Here is a 13,066-nt window from a genome sequence, read left to right as displayed (position 1 = left end):
GGAATTTATAATAATTTCGCGAGTGTAAGTGAGACGGATCCGCAGAAGAAGGTATAATAATAACTATAGTTATTCTTTTTTTATATATAGATATCTAATTGATTATGCGATGAACAGCGGCGGGTTTGACCAGGCATTCCCGCCACCGCCGTCAGATTTGATAATCGATCGCCGGATCCAATTGTGCCGAAAAAACCTGTTCCTTGATTTCCGTCAGGGTTAATGTCGGGTTGCACAGCTGGATAAATCGCCAGGCATAGTTACGCTGTAACTGACTGCGTTTCAACCCCAGCCATACGGTGTTCGGTTCGAAAAGGTGTTCGGCATTCAGGCTGACCAACCCGCCGTCACGCTCTTTTTCGTACGACATGTCAGCCAGAATGCCCACCCCCAAACCCAGTTCGACATAGGTCTTGATCACGTCGGAATCCTGGGCGCTGAGCGCAATGTCCGGCGTGAAACCGGCGGCCTTGAACGCGGCATCCAGTCGCGATCGGCCGGTAATGCCCTGGCGATAGGTAATCAGTGGCAGCGTGCTGAGCATTTCCAGCGTGACGTTGGCTTCGCGGGTCAAGGGATGGTCTTGCGGCACCAATATGGTGTGGTGCCAACGGTAATAGGGGAATGCCGCCAGCGATTCATCATTGATCAACCGTTCGCTGGCGATGCCGATATCGGCCTCCCCCGACGCCAGCATCGACACGATCTCCTCCGGACTGCCCTGATTCAGTACCACCCTGACGCGCGGATATAACGCACGAAACTCCTTAATCACGCCAGGCAAGCTGTAACGCGCCTGCGTATGGGTGGTTGCAATATGCAATTGTCCAGCATCGTTGCTGCTGAACACCTCCGCCAGCCGACGAATATTATTGGCATCATTAAGGATGCGCTCGGCCATCACCAGCAATTCCTTGCCCGGCTCGGTCATCCCCAACAGGCGTTTGCCGCGACGAATGAATATTTCAATGCCCAACTCCTCTTCCAACTCGCGAATATGTCGGCTGACTCCCGACTGCGAGGTAAATAACGTGTTGGCCACCTCGGTCAGGTTGTAATTGCGACGTGCCGACTCGCGAATAATTTTTAATTGTTGAAAGTTCATCTACTGCCCCTTTGGCCCCGAACGTTTTACTATTGATACGGAGACTGCGGGTCACTCACAAATAAGAAATTACCGTTAGTTATGCTTTTTGATGCTAAGGCTTTTTTTAAGCGATGCAAAATGGTCTTTGCTGGATAGCATTGGCTAAAAGGCGGGGAAATTAGACAGATAAATAACCACCAACGGCGTGTGGTTAATTAGTTTCACACTAACCGGTTATTAAATAGAATAAAGCGATATAACGCCTGGCGGGCGAACACATTCGCCAGCAGCATATTCAGGGTGGAACGCAGCGATGTATCTCATCATGCATCAGCTGCGCCAGGCGCGGACATCTTGCGCCAGTGGGCGACTAAAATCGGCGATTAGCCAAGCAGCCACCGCCTGCGTCAGGCTGATGCACTTTCACCGCGGGAACCCGTGGCATTTTGCTGCAACCATTCACGTACGGTATTCACCAGCTCGCCGATACGCTCATCTTGCATGCCGTGGTTCTTCAGCTCGTTGTCGAGCGCAAACAGATACTGGGCGTTGGACCCCAGCGGGCCACTGGCACAGGCGATCAGCGGCGCAATCACCTGATGATTGGTGTCTTGCTCGAACAGCGGATGCTGCGGATCCATGACAAATGCCAGTGCGGTAACAACCTGCCCATTCTCCAACGTCAACTCGCACCAGGTAGGCAAATAGCAACCGGTGAGCATTTCGCGCTTCCATAATAATTCCAGCTCTTCACGCAGTTTGTCTTCCGGCAGACGGAATGCCAGACCGGTGGTCTGCCCGCCCTCTTGCAGTGCCAGCATTCGCCCCGGCTGCAATTGCGTACCGCGCCCGGCGGTTAACCGCAGGCAAAAAGCGCGATGCCAGCCTTGCAGCGTGGCCGGCCGCACCTCTTCGGATTCGAACACCGGGTTCCACATCAACGAACCATAGCCAAAAATCCATACCGGACTGTTATCCGGACGTCGCGCCAGCGCACACTCCAGCGAAGCCAAACGCTGTTCCGGTGTCAGTAACAGCGACTCCTCTATCGTGCCGAAGGCGGTTTTGCAATCTGCATTGCGCAGAAAATCTCGCGTTAACACCTGCTGCAACCTCCCGAGCGACGGATTAAGTCACCCTTTACGCCACTGAATCTTTGAAAATACCATTTTCTGCCACGGAGTTTTATTAGTCCAATATTTAACCCGCGATAGAAAAGACATTATTCTTTTCTCTGAGAGTAAGCAAGTCTATCCCGCGCTTTATCCTGCAAAAGTATTTTCCCCTGAGGGCAATAATAGTAATTATGCACAAGTACGGCATGAAAATGCGTAGCAGGCGGGCTGATGTCCGGCGTAATGACAGATTATTGGCGGTACTCCCTGTGCCGCCCACACATTATTTTTTGTGCCAATGCTCGTCATCACCTTTGCGATAACTTTGTTTGACCGCCGACCATGCGACCTTATGCGCCGTTTCCTCCCGTGAGTCATCGCCGCGTCGATCATCTTTATCCTTATATTGATCCCATGCGCTATTAAACGCCTCTTTATAAATTTCCTGCGCATGGTCGGGTAATACATTCTTTACATTGTCAGGCAAGTCGCTGTTGCTTTTGTAAGGCATGGCTCTCCTCCTGCGTGGTGGTTAAATAGGCAAGTTTAGCTGAACATGCCAGCGCCCTCCATTGGCAAACGATTCTCATTATCAATCAACGTGATATACTGGCGGCAAAAAGATCAACAGGAGAACACCGTGACCACTGAAGCCCCTCGCAACCGAGCCCCTTATCTGATTAGCGTCGCCGGCGTGCAAGACATCACCCCGCATCTGCGTCGCATCACTTTTCATGCCGAGGATTTACAGTTCTATCCGGCCAACGCCGCCGCTGCGCATATCAAGGTGTTCCTGCCACGCCAGGGACAAACGCAGCCGGATTTGCCACGCCTGACGCCCAATGGTCCACAATGGGCTGACGATGCCATCCGTCCGTTGGTACGTACCTATTCGGTGCGCGCGGTACGCCCGGAATCACAGGAAATAGACATCGAATTCGCTCTGCACGATCACCAGGGCCCGGCGGTGCAATTTGCTCGCGCCGCGAAAGTCGGCGATAAAATCGGTATCAGCAATCCCGGCGGGCCCAAGCCGATGCTGCCGGAGGCTGATTTTTACTGCCTGGCGGGCGACCCCTCCTCACTGCCGGCGATTGCCGCCCTGCTGGAAAACCTCGCACCTCGCGCGCAAGGCCATGCGTTTATCCGCGTCGACAGTAGCGCTGATGTGATCGATCTGAAAAAACCGGCGGGTGTTGAACTGAGCTGGATTATCGGCGGCACCGACAAAACCGCCGAATTAATTAGCCAGTTCTGCGCGCTGCCACAGCCAGAGAGCGCGACACATTTCTGGCTGGCCGGCGAAGACCGACTGGTGGTCGAACTGCGCCGCTACCTGCGCCGCGAACGCCAGTGCGAGCGTAATCAGCTGTATGCGGTTCCTTACTGGCGTGAAGGGTTAAATGAAGAGGGATATCATGAAAAACGCCATGAAATAATGGATAACATTGATGACTAAGCAAGATAATCTCCTTTAACTACCAATAGCATGCAGAGTTTGCCATGCTTTTTACCGTACAGATAAAATAAAACTCATTAGTTGCGTAAAAGTAAGTAAATAAAACCGCCTTAATGGCGGTTTTTTTGTTACCCTGATCGCATAAAGCCGCACCGGCTTAGCCAGTAAAATCAGAATTTCACAACACCACAACACGCAGCCCGCCGGATGTGTTCTATTATGAAGTACTTTCTGGATACGCAACATCGCCGGCGGTGCAGGCGATCGGCGCGGCCGGGAGCCTGCAGTTAAAGAAAGGAGATATACCAAAATGAAGTCGCAACACGACCCAGGCCGCTCAAAATCACGCCACAGTGAATATTCCCTGCTGTTCCCGATTGCCGCTCTGGTCGTTTTAAATATGTGGAGCAGCACCAGCAATTTCCCGCTGATCGTCGCCATCAACGTTCTGGCGCTGGTCGGTATCCTGAGCAGCGCATTCAGCGTAGTGCGCCATGCCGACGTGCTGGCCCACCGGCTGGGTGAACCCTACGGCTCGCTGATCCTCAGTCTGTCGGTCGTGATCCTTGAAGTCAGCCTGATTTCCGCGCTGATGGCCACCGGCGACGCCGCACCGGCGCTGATGCGCGACACGCTGTATTCCATCATCATGATCGTCACCGCCGGCCTGGTGGGCGTTGCCCTGCTGCTGGGTGGCAGAAAGTTCGCGACCCAATACGTCAATCTGGGCGGTATCAAACAGTATCTGATGGCCATTTTCCCACTGGCGGTGATCGTGCTGGTACTGCCGAGCGCCTTGCCTGGCGGCAATTTCAGCATTGGCCAATCGCTGCTGGTGGCGATGATTTCGGCTGCCATGTACGGCGTTTTCCTGCTGATTCAGACCAAAACGCACCAGAGTCTGTTTGTTTATGAGCATGAAGACGACGATGGCGACCCGCACCACGGCAAACCCTCTTCGCATAGCAGCCTGTGGCATGCCAGTTGGCTGATCGTGCATCTGGTGGCGGTTATCGCAGTGACCAAATTCAACGCCGGACCGCTGGAAGGACTGCTGAACAAACTGAACGCGCCAACGCAGTTCACCGGCTTCCTGGTGGCGTTGCTGATCCTGTCGCCGGAAGGTCTCGGTGCCCTGCGTGCAGTGCTCAACAACCAGGTACAACGCGCCATGAATCTGTTCTTTGGCTCGGTGCTGGCAACCATTTCCCTCACCGTACCGGCGGTGACCATTATCGCCACCCTGACTGGCCAGACGCTGATTTTCGGCCTGCAACCGCCGCATATGGTGGTAATGCTGACGGTGCTGATCCTGTGCCAGATTTCGTTTTCCACCGGTCGTACCAACGTACTGAACGGCACTGCGCACCTGGCGCTGTTCGCCGCCTATATGATGACCATCTTCGCCTGACGCTCAACCGAGGCTGTGTGGGCGCACGCGCTGCGCCCCGCTATCACAACGCGAAGAAGATCCCGGCAGCAATGCCACCAAACAATAGCCATTTAATGATGTAATACAGCGTCTTGTTCCACGCTTTAAGACGTTTGCCAACCTTGCGAATGGCGTAAATGTATTTAAATATCTTATTGACGCCGCCGGTGCGATCGCCCTGTTCGTTGGGTGCCGTGGCGGCACTCATCAGGTTACGGCCCAACCAATGGTTAACCCACTGCGTCCAGCGATAGCGCATTGGCCGTTCAATATCACAAAACAGTATCAGACGGTTTTGGCCGCTGGTATTTTCCGCGTAGTGCAAATAGGTTTCGTCGAACATCACCCCTTCGCCGTCGCGCCAGCTATACCGCTCACCATCAACTTCAATAAAACAGCGATCGTCGTTGGGGGTAATCAGCCCCAGATGGTAACGCAACGAACCGGCATAGGGATCGCGGTGACGCGGCAAGCGACTGCCGTCCGGCAATTCGGCGAACATCGCCGCCTTCACCGACGGCAGGCCACGCAGCAACGCGGTGGTCTGCGGGCACAGCGTCATCGCCGACGGATGGCTATCTTCATACCATTTCAGATAAAAACGTTTCCAGCCGGTTTTGAAAAACGAATTGAAACCCGCATCGTTATACTGGTCAGACGCCTTGATCTGCTGTATCGCCAATAGTTGCTGCCCTTCTGCGCGAATAGTCTGCCAATGCTCTTGCAACACCGCCAGTTCGGGAAACTGCGCCACGGACAGGTACGGCGTGGTTGGCGCGCGAGAAAACAGATACATAAAAACGTTCAGCGGCGCGGTGAAGGTTGAATGATCGGCAAGCTGGCGCCAAAAACCATAGCGTACCCGTCCGCGATAATGAACATAAACAACGCATAAAATAAATAGAATCAGAATGATGTATTTCATTTTTGCATCAGCACAATCATAGCCAATATTCCGCATGCCGATAGCGGCATCCGCCCTGTCGATAATATTTAACGAAGAAGCAACCTGTTTTCTACACAAAAAACCACAAAATATTACACAATAGCTCAACAACACGGCGATAACCGCCAGCGATAAAAAAGGCCGCCGAAGCGACCTTTTCATTAGGCGATAGGGAGGTTAACTGTAGGCATGGAGCGTACGTTGGCACAGGGCAGAACGTACGCAATCTTGTTTATCAAAACGGATAATACCGATCATCTCATCCTCTTCGAAGCGCTCCAGCGCATCGCTAAGGCCAGATTTCACCCCGCGTGGCAAATCACACTGGGTGACGTCACCGTTGACGATAACCGTGACGTTTTCGCCCAGACGGGTCAAAAACATCTTCATTTGACTGGCGGTCACGTTCTGCGCTTCGTCCAGAATAACCACCGCATTTTCAAAGGTGCGTCCACGCATATAGGCAAACGGCGCAATTTCCACTTTACCGATTTCCGGCCGCAGACAATATTGCATAAATGAAGAGCCTAAGCGACGGAGCAGAATGTCGTATACCGGCCGGAAATATGGAGCGAATTTTTCAGAGATATCCCCCGGCAGGAAACCGAGATCTTCATCCGCCTGTAACACCGGACGTGTAACGATAATCCGATCGATTTCTTTATGAATAAGGGCTTCTGCCGCCTTCGCGGCGCTGATGAAGGTCTTGCCGCAGCCGGCTTCACCGGTGGCAAAAATCAACTGCTTATTTTCTATGGCTGATAAGTAATGACCCTGAGCTTCGGTTCGTGCCTCGATGGGGGAGCTATCGCGCTTGTCTCGCGCCATGCCGATAGACTCAACACCACCCATTTGTACCAGCGAGGTTACGGACTCTTCTTCAAGCTGGCGATGACTACGAGCGTCACGACGAATTACGCGTTTCGCTTCACGACGTGCTTTGATCACTGCTTTCTGTCTTCCCATAGTGGCACCTTACAGTTTGTTTCACCTACCGCATCGGCTATTGCCGCGCGATTAATGTTTCACACACGTATTAGGTTTTGGCCTCCTTCGAGCCAATATAAGCCAATGAATGAAGTGAACGCACGGCAACATTGCTGTGCCGAGCTTCACCGGACGGAGAGAGAATAAAATGTGCTGCGGACAAAACGGCGTAGTAACGAAAATTCTGCAGGAAAGGGTAGCTAACGGCGAGAAATTGAGAGTCGGAGAGAGAACCCTCGTTACAACGAGAAATCAGGGAGGTGAGATTATTTTTTATCATTCGCCCAAACAAGGACTTTACCATTAGCGATCCCCGCAGTGTTATTTACAGCTTCAGCTGTGCACCGTGTAAAACTACCGCCAGATAATTACAGTATAATGACATTTAACTCCAGCGCGTTACTAAAATGTAAATATTTTTAATCTACATTGTTTCTCAACGGCACAACTGCACTATATCACGCGAATCCGCGCCAACCATAAAAATTTATTTTTTAATATATTTCAAAAGGTTAGCTAAAATCAGGCAAGATTGCATTTTTATATATCGGTTAAAAACTGCGCAACCAAAAGCGGGGTACCCCGCTTGGCTTAATTGACCTCACCGGCAGCGTTGGCAATGGTCGTCATTCAAAGCTATAGGCAACGCTAAGCCCAGCACCCCAATTTCTACCCGGCGCCGGTTCATAATAACGACCATTACCTTCATTAACGATAACCGAGCCGACATACTCACGGTCAAACAGATTGTCCACCCGACCAAACAGGTTAAACATCCAGTTGCCCAGTGGATAACGGTAGCCGGTATTCACGCCAACCGTGGTATAGGACGGTGCCTGCTCGCTGTTTTGATCGTTGACCTGAATATCGCTCATGTAGCGCACTTCCGCCCCGGCGTACCAGCCTTCCGGCGGCGCCCAGCCCAGCGACGCATAGCCCATGTTGCGTGCAATGCCCGGCATGCGGTTGCCATCGGGAATGGTTTTGTCGCCGGAACACTGCGCATCGCCGCATATCGAGTTACGATAGCGCGCATCCAGCAGCGTCCAGGCCATTTTTAACTGCCAGGCTTCGCCAAACTGCTGGTCGAGCGCCAGCTCAAGCCCACGGCGCCGCGTCTGCCCGGCATTTTTATAGCTGCTGCGGCCATTACGGCTTTCGGCCACCACTATTTCGTTTTTGGTGTCGGTCTGGAACAGCGCTGCGCTCAGCAAGCCATTGCCAATGCGGGCTTTACTGCCAAGCTCTATCGAGTCGCTGGTCGCCGGTTTCAAGCCGAAATTCATCCCCGGCTCACCATCCGGGCGATAAGACAGTTCATTGATGGTTGGCGTTTCAAAGCCACGACCGGCAGAAAGATAGGCATTCCAGCCATCCGCCAGCGTGTAACGCAGCGAGCCGGCCGGCAACCACTGGTGATAGCGTGCGCTGCCGCTGTCGTCGCCATTGCCGGCGGTAATATAATGGTCGTTGGAATCAAAATTGACGCTGCTAAAACGCACGCCGGCGTCCAGCGTCAGGAGCGGTGTCAACTGCCATGAGGTTTGCAGATACGGATCCAGATTCCACATCAGGTTGCGTTCATCACGCCGCAAATTCCCCTTGGTCCCCAATTCGGTTACGCCATTGACCATGGTGAAGTTTTCATAACCTTTGCGGTTTTCACTCATGGTTTCATAGTTCAAGCCGCCGGTCAGGGTATAGGGCACGGCGGAAATCTGGCCACGATGCGTCCAGCGCGTGTCGATCCCCTGATAATGCCGTGCCAGTTCGATCACTCCGCCTGGGTGCTGGGGGCTGCGTTGCTGCACCGCCAGCGGAATCGATTGATATTGTGTGGTTTCGCGCTCGCCGGCATACATCATCACGCTGAGATCGTCATCGCTGCCGATCTGCCGCTGATAGTGCAACCCGGCCTGCGTCTGCGATAAGGTTTTACGCGTATTGTACTGTTCGGCGCGCGGCGCCTGCCGTGGATTTTCATGCCATTCGTCGGCGGTAAGACCGCCAGGATCGTTGGCCTTGAGATCGACGCTGTTGAACAGCAACGTCAACGTGCTGACATCGTCAATGCGCACCCCCAGCTTGGCATTGCCGAGATTCTTGCGTGCCCCGCTATGATCGCGATAGCCCTGGGTCGTAAAGCGGGTGGCGGAAACGGCGTAATTTACATCGCCGCTCTGGCTACCGTCGCCGGTGGCACCGGTAGCCTTGACGCCATAGCGCCAGGTGCCGTCGCTGCCGGTGTACATGCCGCTTTCCAACTGGTTGGGCTGGCGGCCGGTTTGCGTTTCGACGTTCATCATGCCGCCGGAAGCGTTGCCGTACAGTGCGGAAAATGGCCCGCGCAGCACTTCGACCTTGTCGACCGAGTTGAGATCGATGTTCGACGTCTGCCCCTGGCCATCGGGCATGGTGGCCGGAATACCGTCGACATAGATCCGCACGCCGCGCACGCCATAGGTCGAACGGGCGCCGAAACCGCGTATCGACAGTTGCAGATCCTGTGCGTAATTCTGGCGATTTTGTATCTGCAGGCCCGGCACGCTGCCCAGGCTTTCCGACAGGTTGATTTGCGGCCGTGCATCGCGCATCTGCTCGCCATTCACCACGCTGACCGCAGCCGGCGTACTCAGTTCGGACAGCCCGTCGCGCTTGGCTGAAACCACCAGCGTACTTTCCTGCTCTGGCGAACTCTGCGCCGCGCGCGCTGACGTCGACAAGATAACCGGTAACACCAAGGCCGAAGCCACCACCATTTTTTTCTGCATGAGTTTATTCTACAGTCCCGATCACGTTGGAAACATTTTGTACCATTTGGAACGAGGATGCGACGAGTTATTACTGATAACAATAGATTGGAACACCAGCCGGCGCGTTTTTATCTGGTTTCCCCGCCCAACTCCCCGGCTCGGGTGCCGAAGGGTTGTGACCTTGCACACATTTTTAAACATTCTCGTAACATTCTTGAAAAAGCGACCGCCTAAGCGCCGTTTCCGGTCAAAACTTTAAGGTTCCTGTGCCAGCCATCTCATACACTCGCTGAGTAATGTCGTGCGGCAATTGTGCGGCACGTTTTTATTCAGGAGGGCAAGATGACGCTTTTGCACAGCCGTGATTTTTTCCCTTCCGGCTATCAGCCGGTGGCAATTGAACCGCGGGCACCTCAGCCGGCATTTCCAGAACATCACCATGAATTTTATGAAATCGTCATCGTTGAGCAAGGCGCCGGCGTGCACGTTTTCAATGGACATCCCTATACGCTCAACAGCGGCAGCGTGTGCTTTGTCCGCGATCATGACCGCCATCTGTTTGAGCAGACCAACGGTTTATTCCTGACCAACGTACTGTTCCGTGCGCCTGACGCCTTTCGATTTTTGTCCGGCGTCGAACATTTCCTGCCACGGGAATGCAACGGCGTCTACCCGGCACACTGGCGTATCGGCCAACAGGTATTGCAACAGATCAAACCATTGATCAACCGTCTGATGGTCGCCCCGCAGCAAGAGTGCAACGAAGAGATCGCCCTGCATGAAAGTCTGTTCATGCAACTGCTGGTGCAATTGCGTCAAGGGTGTATGGCGGCACGCGGCGACGATCAACAAGGGCGTTTACACCAGTTGCTCGACTGGCTCCAGACGCATTACGCCGAGCCGATTGACTGGAGTGAACTGGCGGAGCGCTTCGGTATCCCGCTGCGCACCCTGCACCGCCAGCTCAAGAATCACACCAATATGACGCCGCAGCGCTACCTGACGCATTTACGCCTGTTGCAGGCGCGTCATCTGTTATGCCATAGCGACACCAGCGTCACCGATATTGCCTTTTGCTGCGGGTTTGGCGACAGCAATCATTTTTCCACCCTGTTCAAACGCGAATTTGCCTGCCCGCCCCGCACCTTGCGCGGTCAACGGTGAAAATTAAAAAATACGTCGTTCATCAACCTAATGCCTGCGATTTCAAGTAATAATGTTCCCCCCTTTTCGATGGTGAGAACGCTGAATCATGCGACCCCTGCTGCTTGAAAGCCGTGATTATCTGATATCGCCGCAAATGCCGGTGGCGGTGGCGGAACGTTACCCGCAGCAAGGGTTCGCGCCGCACACCCATCAGTTCTATGAAATCGTCATCGTCTGGCGCGGCAACGGCCTGCACGTGCTGAACGATCATCCCTATCGCATTACCTGCGGCGACATCTTTTACATTCAGGCCAGCGACTGCCACAGCTATGAATCGGTGAACGATCTGGTGCTGGATAACATTATCTATTGTCCGGAACGGCTGCGCTTCGGCGCACAGTGGGACCACCTGCTGCCGCCGTTTGACCCGCAAAATGCGCGCTACTGGCGGTTGACCACCCAGGGCATGAATCTGGCGCGGCCGATCGTCGCCCAGCTTTCGCAGGAGAGTCGCAAAACCGATACGCTATCGATTCAGCTCACCGAAGCGCTGTTGCTGCAACTGGCCATCGTCCTGAAGCGTTATCGCTACGCGGTAGACGACGCCTATCTGTTGCCGGATGGCGAGCAGCTGGATTTGCTGATGGCGGCGCTGCAAAATGGCATTGAGGATCATTTCGACCTGGCGGCATTTTGCGCACGCCACCAGTTGACCGAGCGGGCGCTGAAGCTGCTGTTCCGCCAGCAAACCGGCATGACCATCAGCCACTATCTGCGTCAGCTACGGCTGTGTCAGGCCAAGCGCCTGCTGCGACGCAGCGACTACCTGATCGGCGAAGTCGCCGCGCGCTGCGGTTTTGAAGACAGCAATTACTTTTCGGTAGTGTTCGCCCGCGAAGCCGGTATGACTCCAAGGGAATATCGCCAGCAGTTTATCGCCGCAGGCGTCTGCCCAAGGTAACCCGTCACGCTGGCGGCGCTCGCTTCAGTACGCCATGCCCAACCCGACGATATTGGCAGCCAGAATGATGATCAATCCCCCCAGCACCAGCACCCGCAGCGGTTTGTTGCCGGCGGCGCGCCACTCTTTCAGCAGCAGACCGACAATGCCGCCACACAGCACATAGAAACTCATATGCAGCATCCAGCTCATATAGTCATACTGCGCCGGAATGCGCGCATGTCCCCAGGCGTAGAAAAAGAATTGCAGATACCACATCAGGCCGCCCAGGGCAGAAAGCAGCAGGTTGACCAGCAGCAACGGTTTGGCCAACGAGAAATCAGCCCGCAGCGACAGCGTTTTTTTGCACGCCAGGCGCACCAGGCAATAACCGAGGTTGATCACCGCCCCGCCGCCCATGATCACCACGTAGCTCGGCAACGCTACATACAGCGGACTGATGCCGACCGCCGCCGCGGCATGATGCATCGGCTTGGCGGCGTCCATGGCGAACGACATGCCGGCCGAGAAAATACCGCACATCACCGCCAGCACCAGGCCTTTCTTCAAGTTGAACTCTTCGGCGCGAATGCCGAGCGCCCGTTCTTTCAACAGACCGGCATAACTGACCACGCCGACACCAATCAACGCCACCAGCACCCCCAGCAACGTCAGCAATCCGCCAGGCGTACCGAACAGCAGCATGAAACGCCCTTGCAATAGCGGCGTCATCAAGGTGCCGACGATCAGCGTAATACCGATGGCGATACCAATGCCCATCGACATGCCGAGGTAGCGCATCGTCAGACCGTAATTGACGTTGCCGATGCCCCACATGGCGCCAAAGAGAAACACCGGCAACAGCGTCGCCGCGCTGAAGGAGCCGTAATAGTGCCAAAAGTCCGGCAGCAGCCAATAGCTGATGCTCCACGGCAGGATCAGCCAGGACACCAGTCCGCCGATCGACCACATGGTTTCCCAGGACCAGCGTTTGACCTGTTTGAACGGCGCGTAAAAACATGCGGCGCTGGCGGCGCCAACCAGATGCCAGAGTATTCCCAACCAAATCGCGTTATTCATCCTGTCTTCCTTTGTCTATTGTCACGCGGCGCAACCCGGAACCGTAGGGCCGCAGATAAAACGCGAGTCTAGGAAGTCTGGTCAACGCTGACCTTCGGTTGAGTGCCGGGAGATATATGAC

11 protein-coding genes are annotated in these 13,066 nt (G+C 54.3%); 4 read left to right on the top strand and 7 right to left on the bottom strand.

What is annotated here, in order from left to right:
- Window positions 1-151: 151 nt before the first annotated feature.
- The 3 genes from cbl to chaB all read right to left on the bottom strand — a co-directional run bounded on the left by cbl (window position 152) and on the right by chaB (window position 2,713).
- Window positions 152-1,105: an HTH-type transcriptional regulator Cbl gene (gene cbl, locus ACCC84_RS02255; protein ID WP_004964559.1), complete on the bottom strand. Its 954-nt coding sequence runs from the start codon at window positions 1,103-1,105 to the stop codon at window positions 152-154.
- Between the two features lie 389 nt (window positions 1,106-1,494).
- A complete protein-coding gene (locus ACCC84_RS02250) occupies window positions 1,495-2,190 on the bottom strand; it encodes a gamma-glutamylcyclotransferase (protein WP_039992785.1) in 696 nt (231 codons plus the stop codon).
- A 295-nt stretch (window positions 2,191-2,485) separates the two neighbouring features.
- Complete coding sequence (chaB, locus tag ACCC84_RS02245; RefSeq protein WP_004964566.1) at window positions 2,486-2,713, bottom strand: putative cation transport regulator ChaB; 228 nt, start codon at window positions 2,711-2,713, stop codon at window positions 2,486-2,488.
- Window positions 2,714-2,842: 129 nt separating this feature from the next.
- Between chaB and ACCC84_RS02240 the strand changes: the two genes are divergently transcribed.
- Both ACCC84_RS02240 and chaA read left to right on the top strand, forming a co-directional pair.
- The gene (locus ACCC84_RS02240) at window positions 2,843-3,661 is read left to right on the top strand and encodes a siderophore-interacting protein (RefSeq protein WP_039992786.1); all 819 of its coding nucleotides are present in this window, start codon (window positions 2,843-2,845) and stop codon (window positions 3,659-3,661) included.
- 310 nt (window positions 3,662-3,971) lie between these two features.
- Window positions 3,972-5,072 carry a sodium-potassium/proton antiporter ChaA gene (gene chaA, locus ACCC84_RS02235; RefSeq protein WP_004964577.1) on the top strand — a complete coding sequence of 367 codons (1,101 nt, stop codon included), beginning with the start codon at window positions 3,972-3,974 and terminating at the stop codon, window positions 5,070-5,072.
- 43 nt (window positions 5,073-5,115) lie between these two features.
- Here the strand turns inward: chaA and lpxO are convergent, their stop codons facing one another.
- The 3 genes from lpxO to pqqU all read right to left on the bottom strand — a co-directional run bounded on the left by lpxO (window position 5,116) and on the right by pqqU (window position 9,797).
- The gene (gene lpxO, locus ACCC84_RS02230; RefSeq protein ID WP_039992229.1) at window positions 5,116-6,018 is read right to left on the bottom strand and encodes a lipid A hydroxylase LpxO; all 903 of its coding nucleotides are present in this window, start codon (window positions 6,016-6,018) and stop codon (window positions 5,116-5,118) included.
- A gap of 198 nt (window positions 6,019-6,216) precedes the next feature.
- Complete coding sequence (gene phoH, locus ACCC84_RS02225; RefSeq protein WP_004964582.1) at window positions 6,217-7,005, bottom strand: phosphate starvation-inducible protein PhoH; 789 nt, start codon at window positions 7,003-7,005, stop codon at window positions 6,217-6,219.
- Window positions 7,006-7,652: 647 nt separating this feature from the next.
- Window positions 7,653-9,797: a TonB-dependent receptor PqqU gene (gene pqqU, locus ACCC84_RS02220; RefSeq protein WP_371901502.1), complete on the bottom strand. Its 2,145-nt coding sequence runs from the start codon at window positions 9,795-9,797 to the stop codon at window positions 7,653-7,655.
- Between the two features lie 324 nt (window positions 9,798-10,121).
- Here pqqU and rhaS point away from each other — a divergent pair, with 324 nt between their 5' ends.
- Both rhaS and rhaR read left to right on the top strand, forming a co-directional pair.
- On the top strand, window positions 10,122-10,943 hold the full coding sequence (gene rhaS / locus ACCC84_RS02215; protein WP_039992230.1) for an HTH-type transcriptional activator RhaS: 822 nt from the start codon (window positions 10,122-10,124) through the stop codon (window positions 10,941-10,943).
- A gap of 85 nt (window positions 10,944-11,028) precedes the next feature.
- A complete protein-coding gene (gene rhaR, locus ACCC84_RS02210) occupies window positions 11,029-11,886 on the top strand; it encodes an HTH-type transcriptional activator RhaR (protein WP_039992231.1) in 858 nt (285 codons plus the stop codon).
- A 24-nt stretch (window positions 11,887-11,910) separates the two neighbouring features.
- Here the strand turns inward: rhaR and rhaT are convergent, their stop codons facing one another.
- Window positions 11,911-12,945: an L-rhamnose/proton symporter RhaT gene (gene rhaT, locus ACCC84_RS02205; RefSeq protein ID WP_198772724.1), complete on the bottom strand. Its 1,035-nt coding sequence runs from the start codon at window positions 12,943-12,945 to the stop codon at window positions 11,911-11,913.
- Window positions 12,946-13,066: the final 121 nt, after the last annotated feature.

The organism is Serratia odorifera (genome assembly GCF_041448735.1).
Taxonomy (GTDB): Bacteria; Pseudomonadota; Gammaproteobacteria; order Enterobacterales; family Enterobacteriaceae; genus Serratia_F; species Serratia_F odorifera.
Note: the sequence above shows the minus strand (reverse complement) of the source record. Positions and strands in the feature narration are given on the sequence as shown.

What these genes read in the sequence shown, in the direction of transcription:
- cbl (WP_004964559.1), bottom strand. Translation starts at nt 1,105, where the DNA reads ATGAACTTTCAACAATTAAAAATTATTCGCGAGTCGGCACGTCGCAAT.
- chaB (WP_004964566.1), bottom strand. Translation starts at nt 2,713, where the DNA reads ATGCCTTACAAAAGCAACAGCGACTTGCCTGACAATGTAAAGAATGTA.
- chaA (WP_004964577.1), top strand. Translation starts at nt 3,972, where the DNA reads ATGAAGTCGCAACACGACCCAGGCCGCTCAAAATCACGCCACAGTGAA.
- lpxO (WP_039992229.1), bottom strand. Translation starts at nt 6,018, where the DNA reads ATGAAATACATCATTCTGATTCTATTTATTTTATGCGTTGTTTATGTT.
- phoH (WP_004964582.1), bottom strand. Translation starts at nt 7,005, where the DNA reads ATGGGAAGACAGAAAGCAGTGATCAAAGCACGTCGTGAAGCGAAACGC.
- pqqU (WP_371901502.1), bottom strand. Translation starts at nt 9,797, where the DNA reads ATGCAGAAAAAAATGGTGGTGGCTTCGGCCTTGGTGTTACCGGTTATC.
- rhaS (WP_039992230.1), top strand. Translation starts at nt 10,122, where the DNA reads ATGACGCTTTTGCACAGCCGTGATTTTTTCCCTTCCGGCTATCAGCCG.
- rhaT (WP_198772724.1), bottom strand. Translation starts at nt 12,945, where the DNA reads ATGAATAACGCGATTTGGTTGGGAATACTCTGGCATCTGGTTGGCGCC.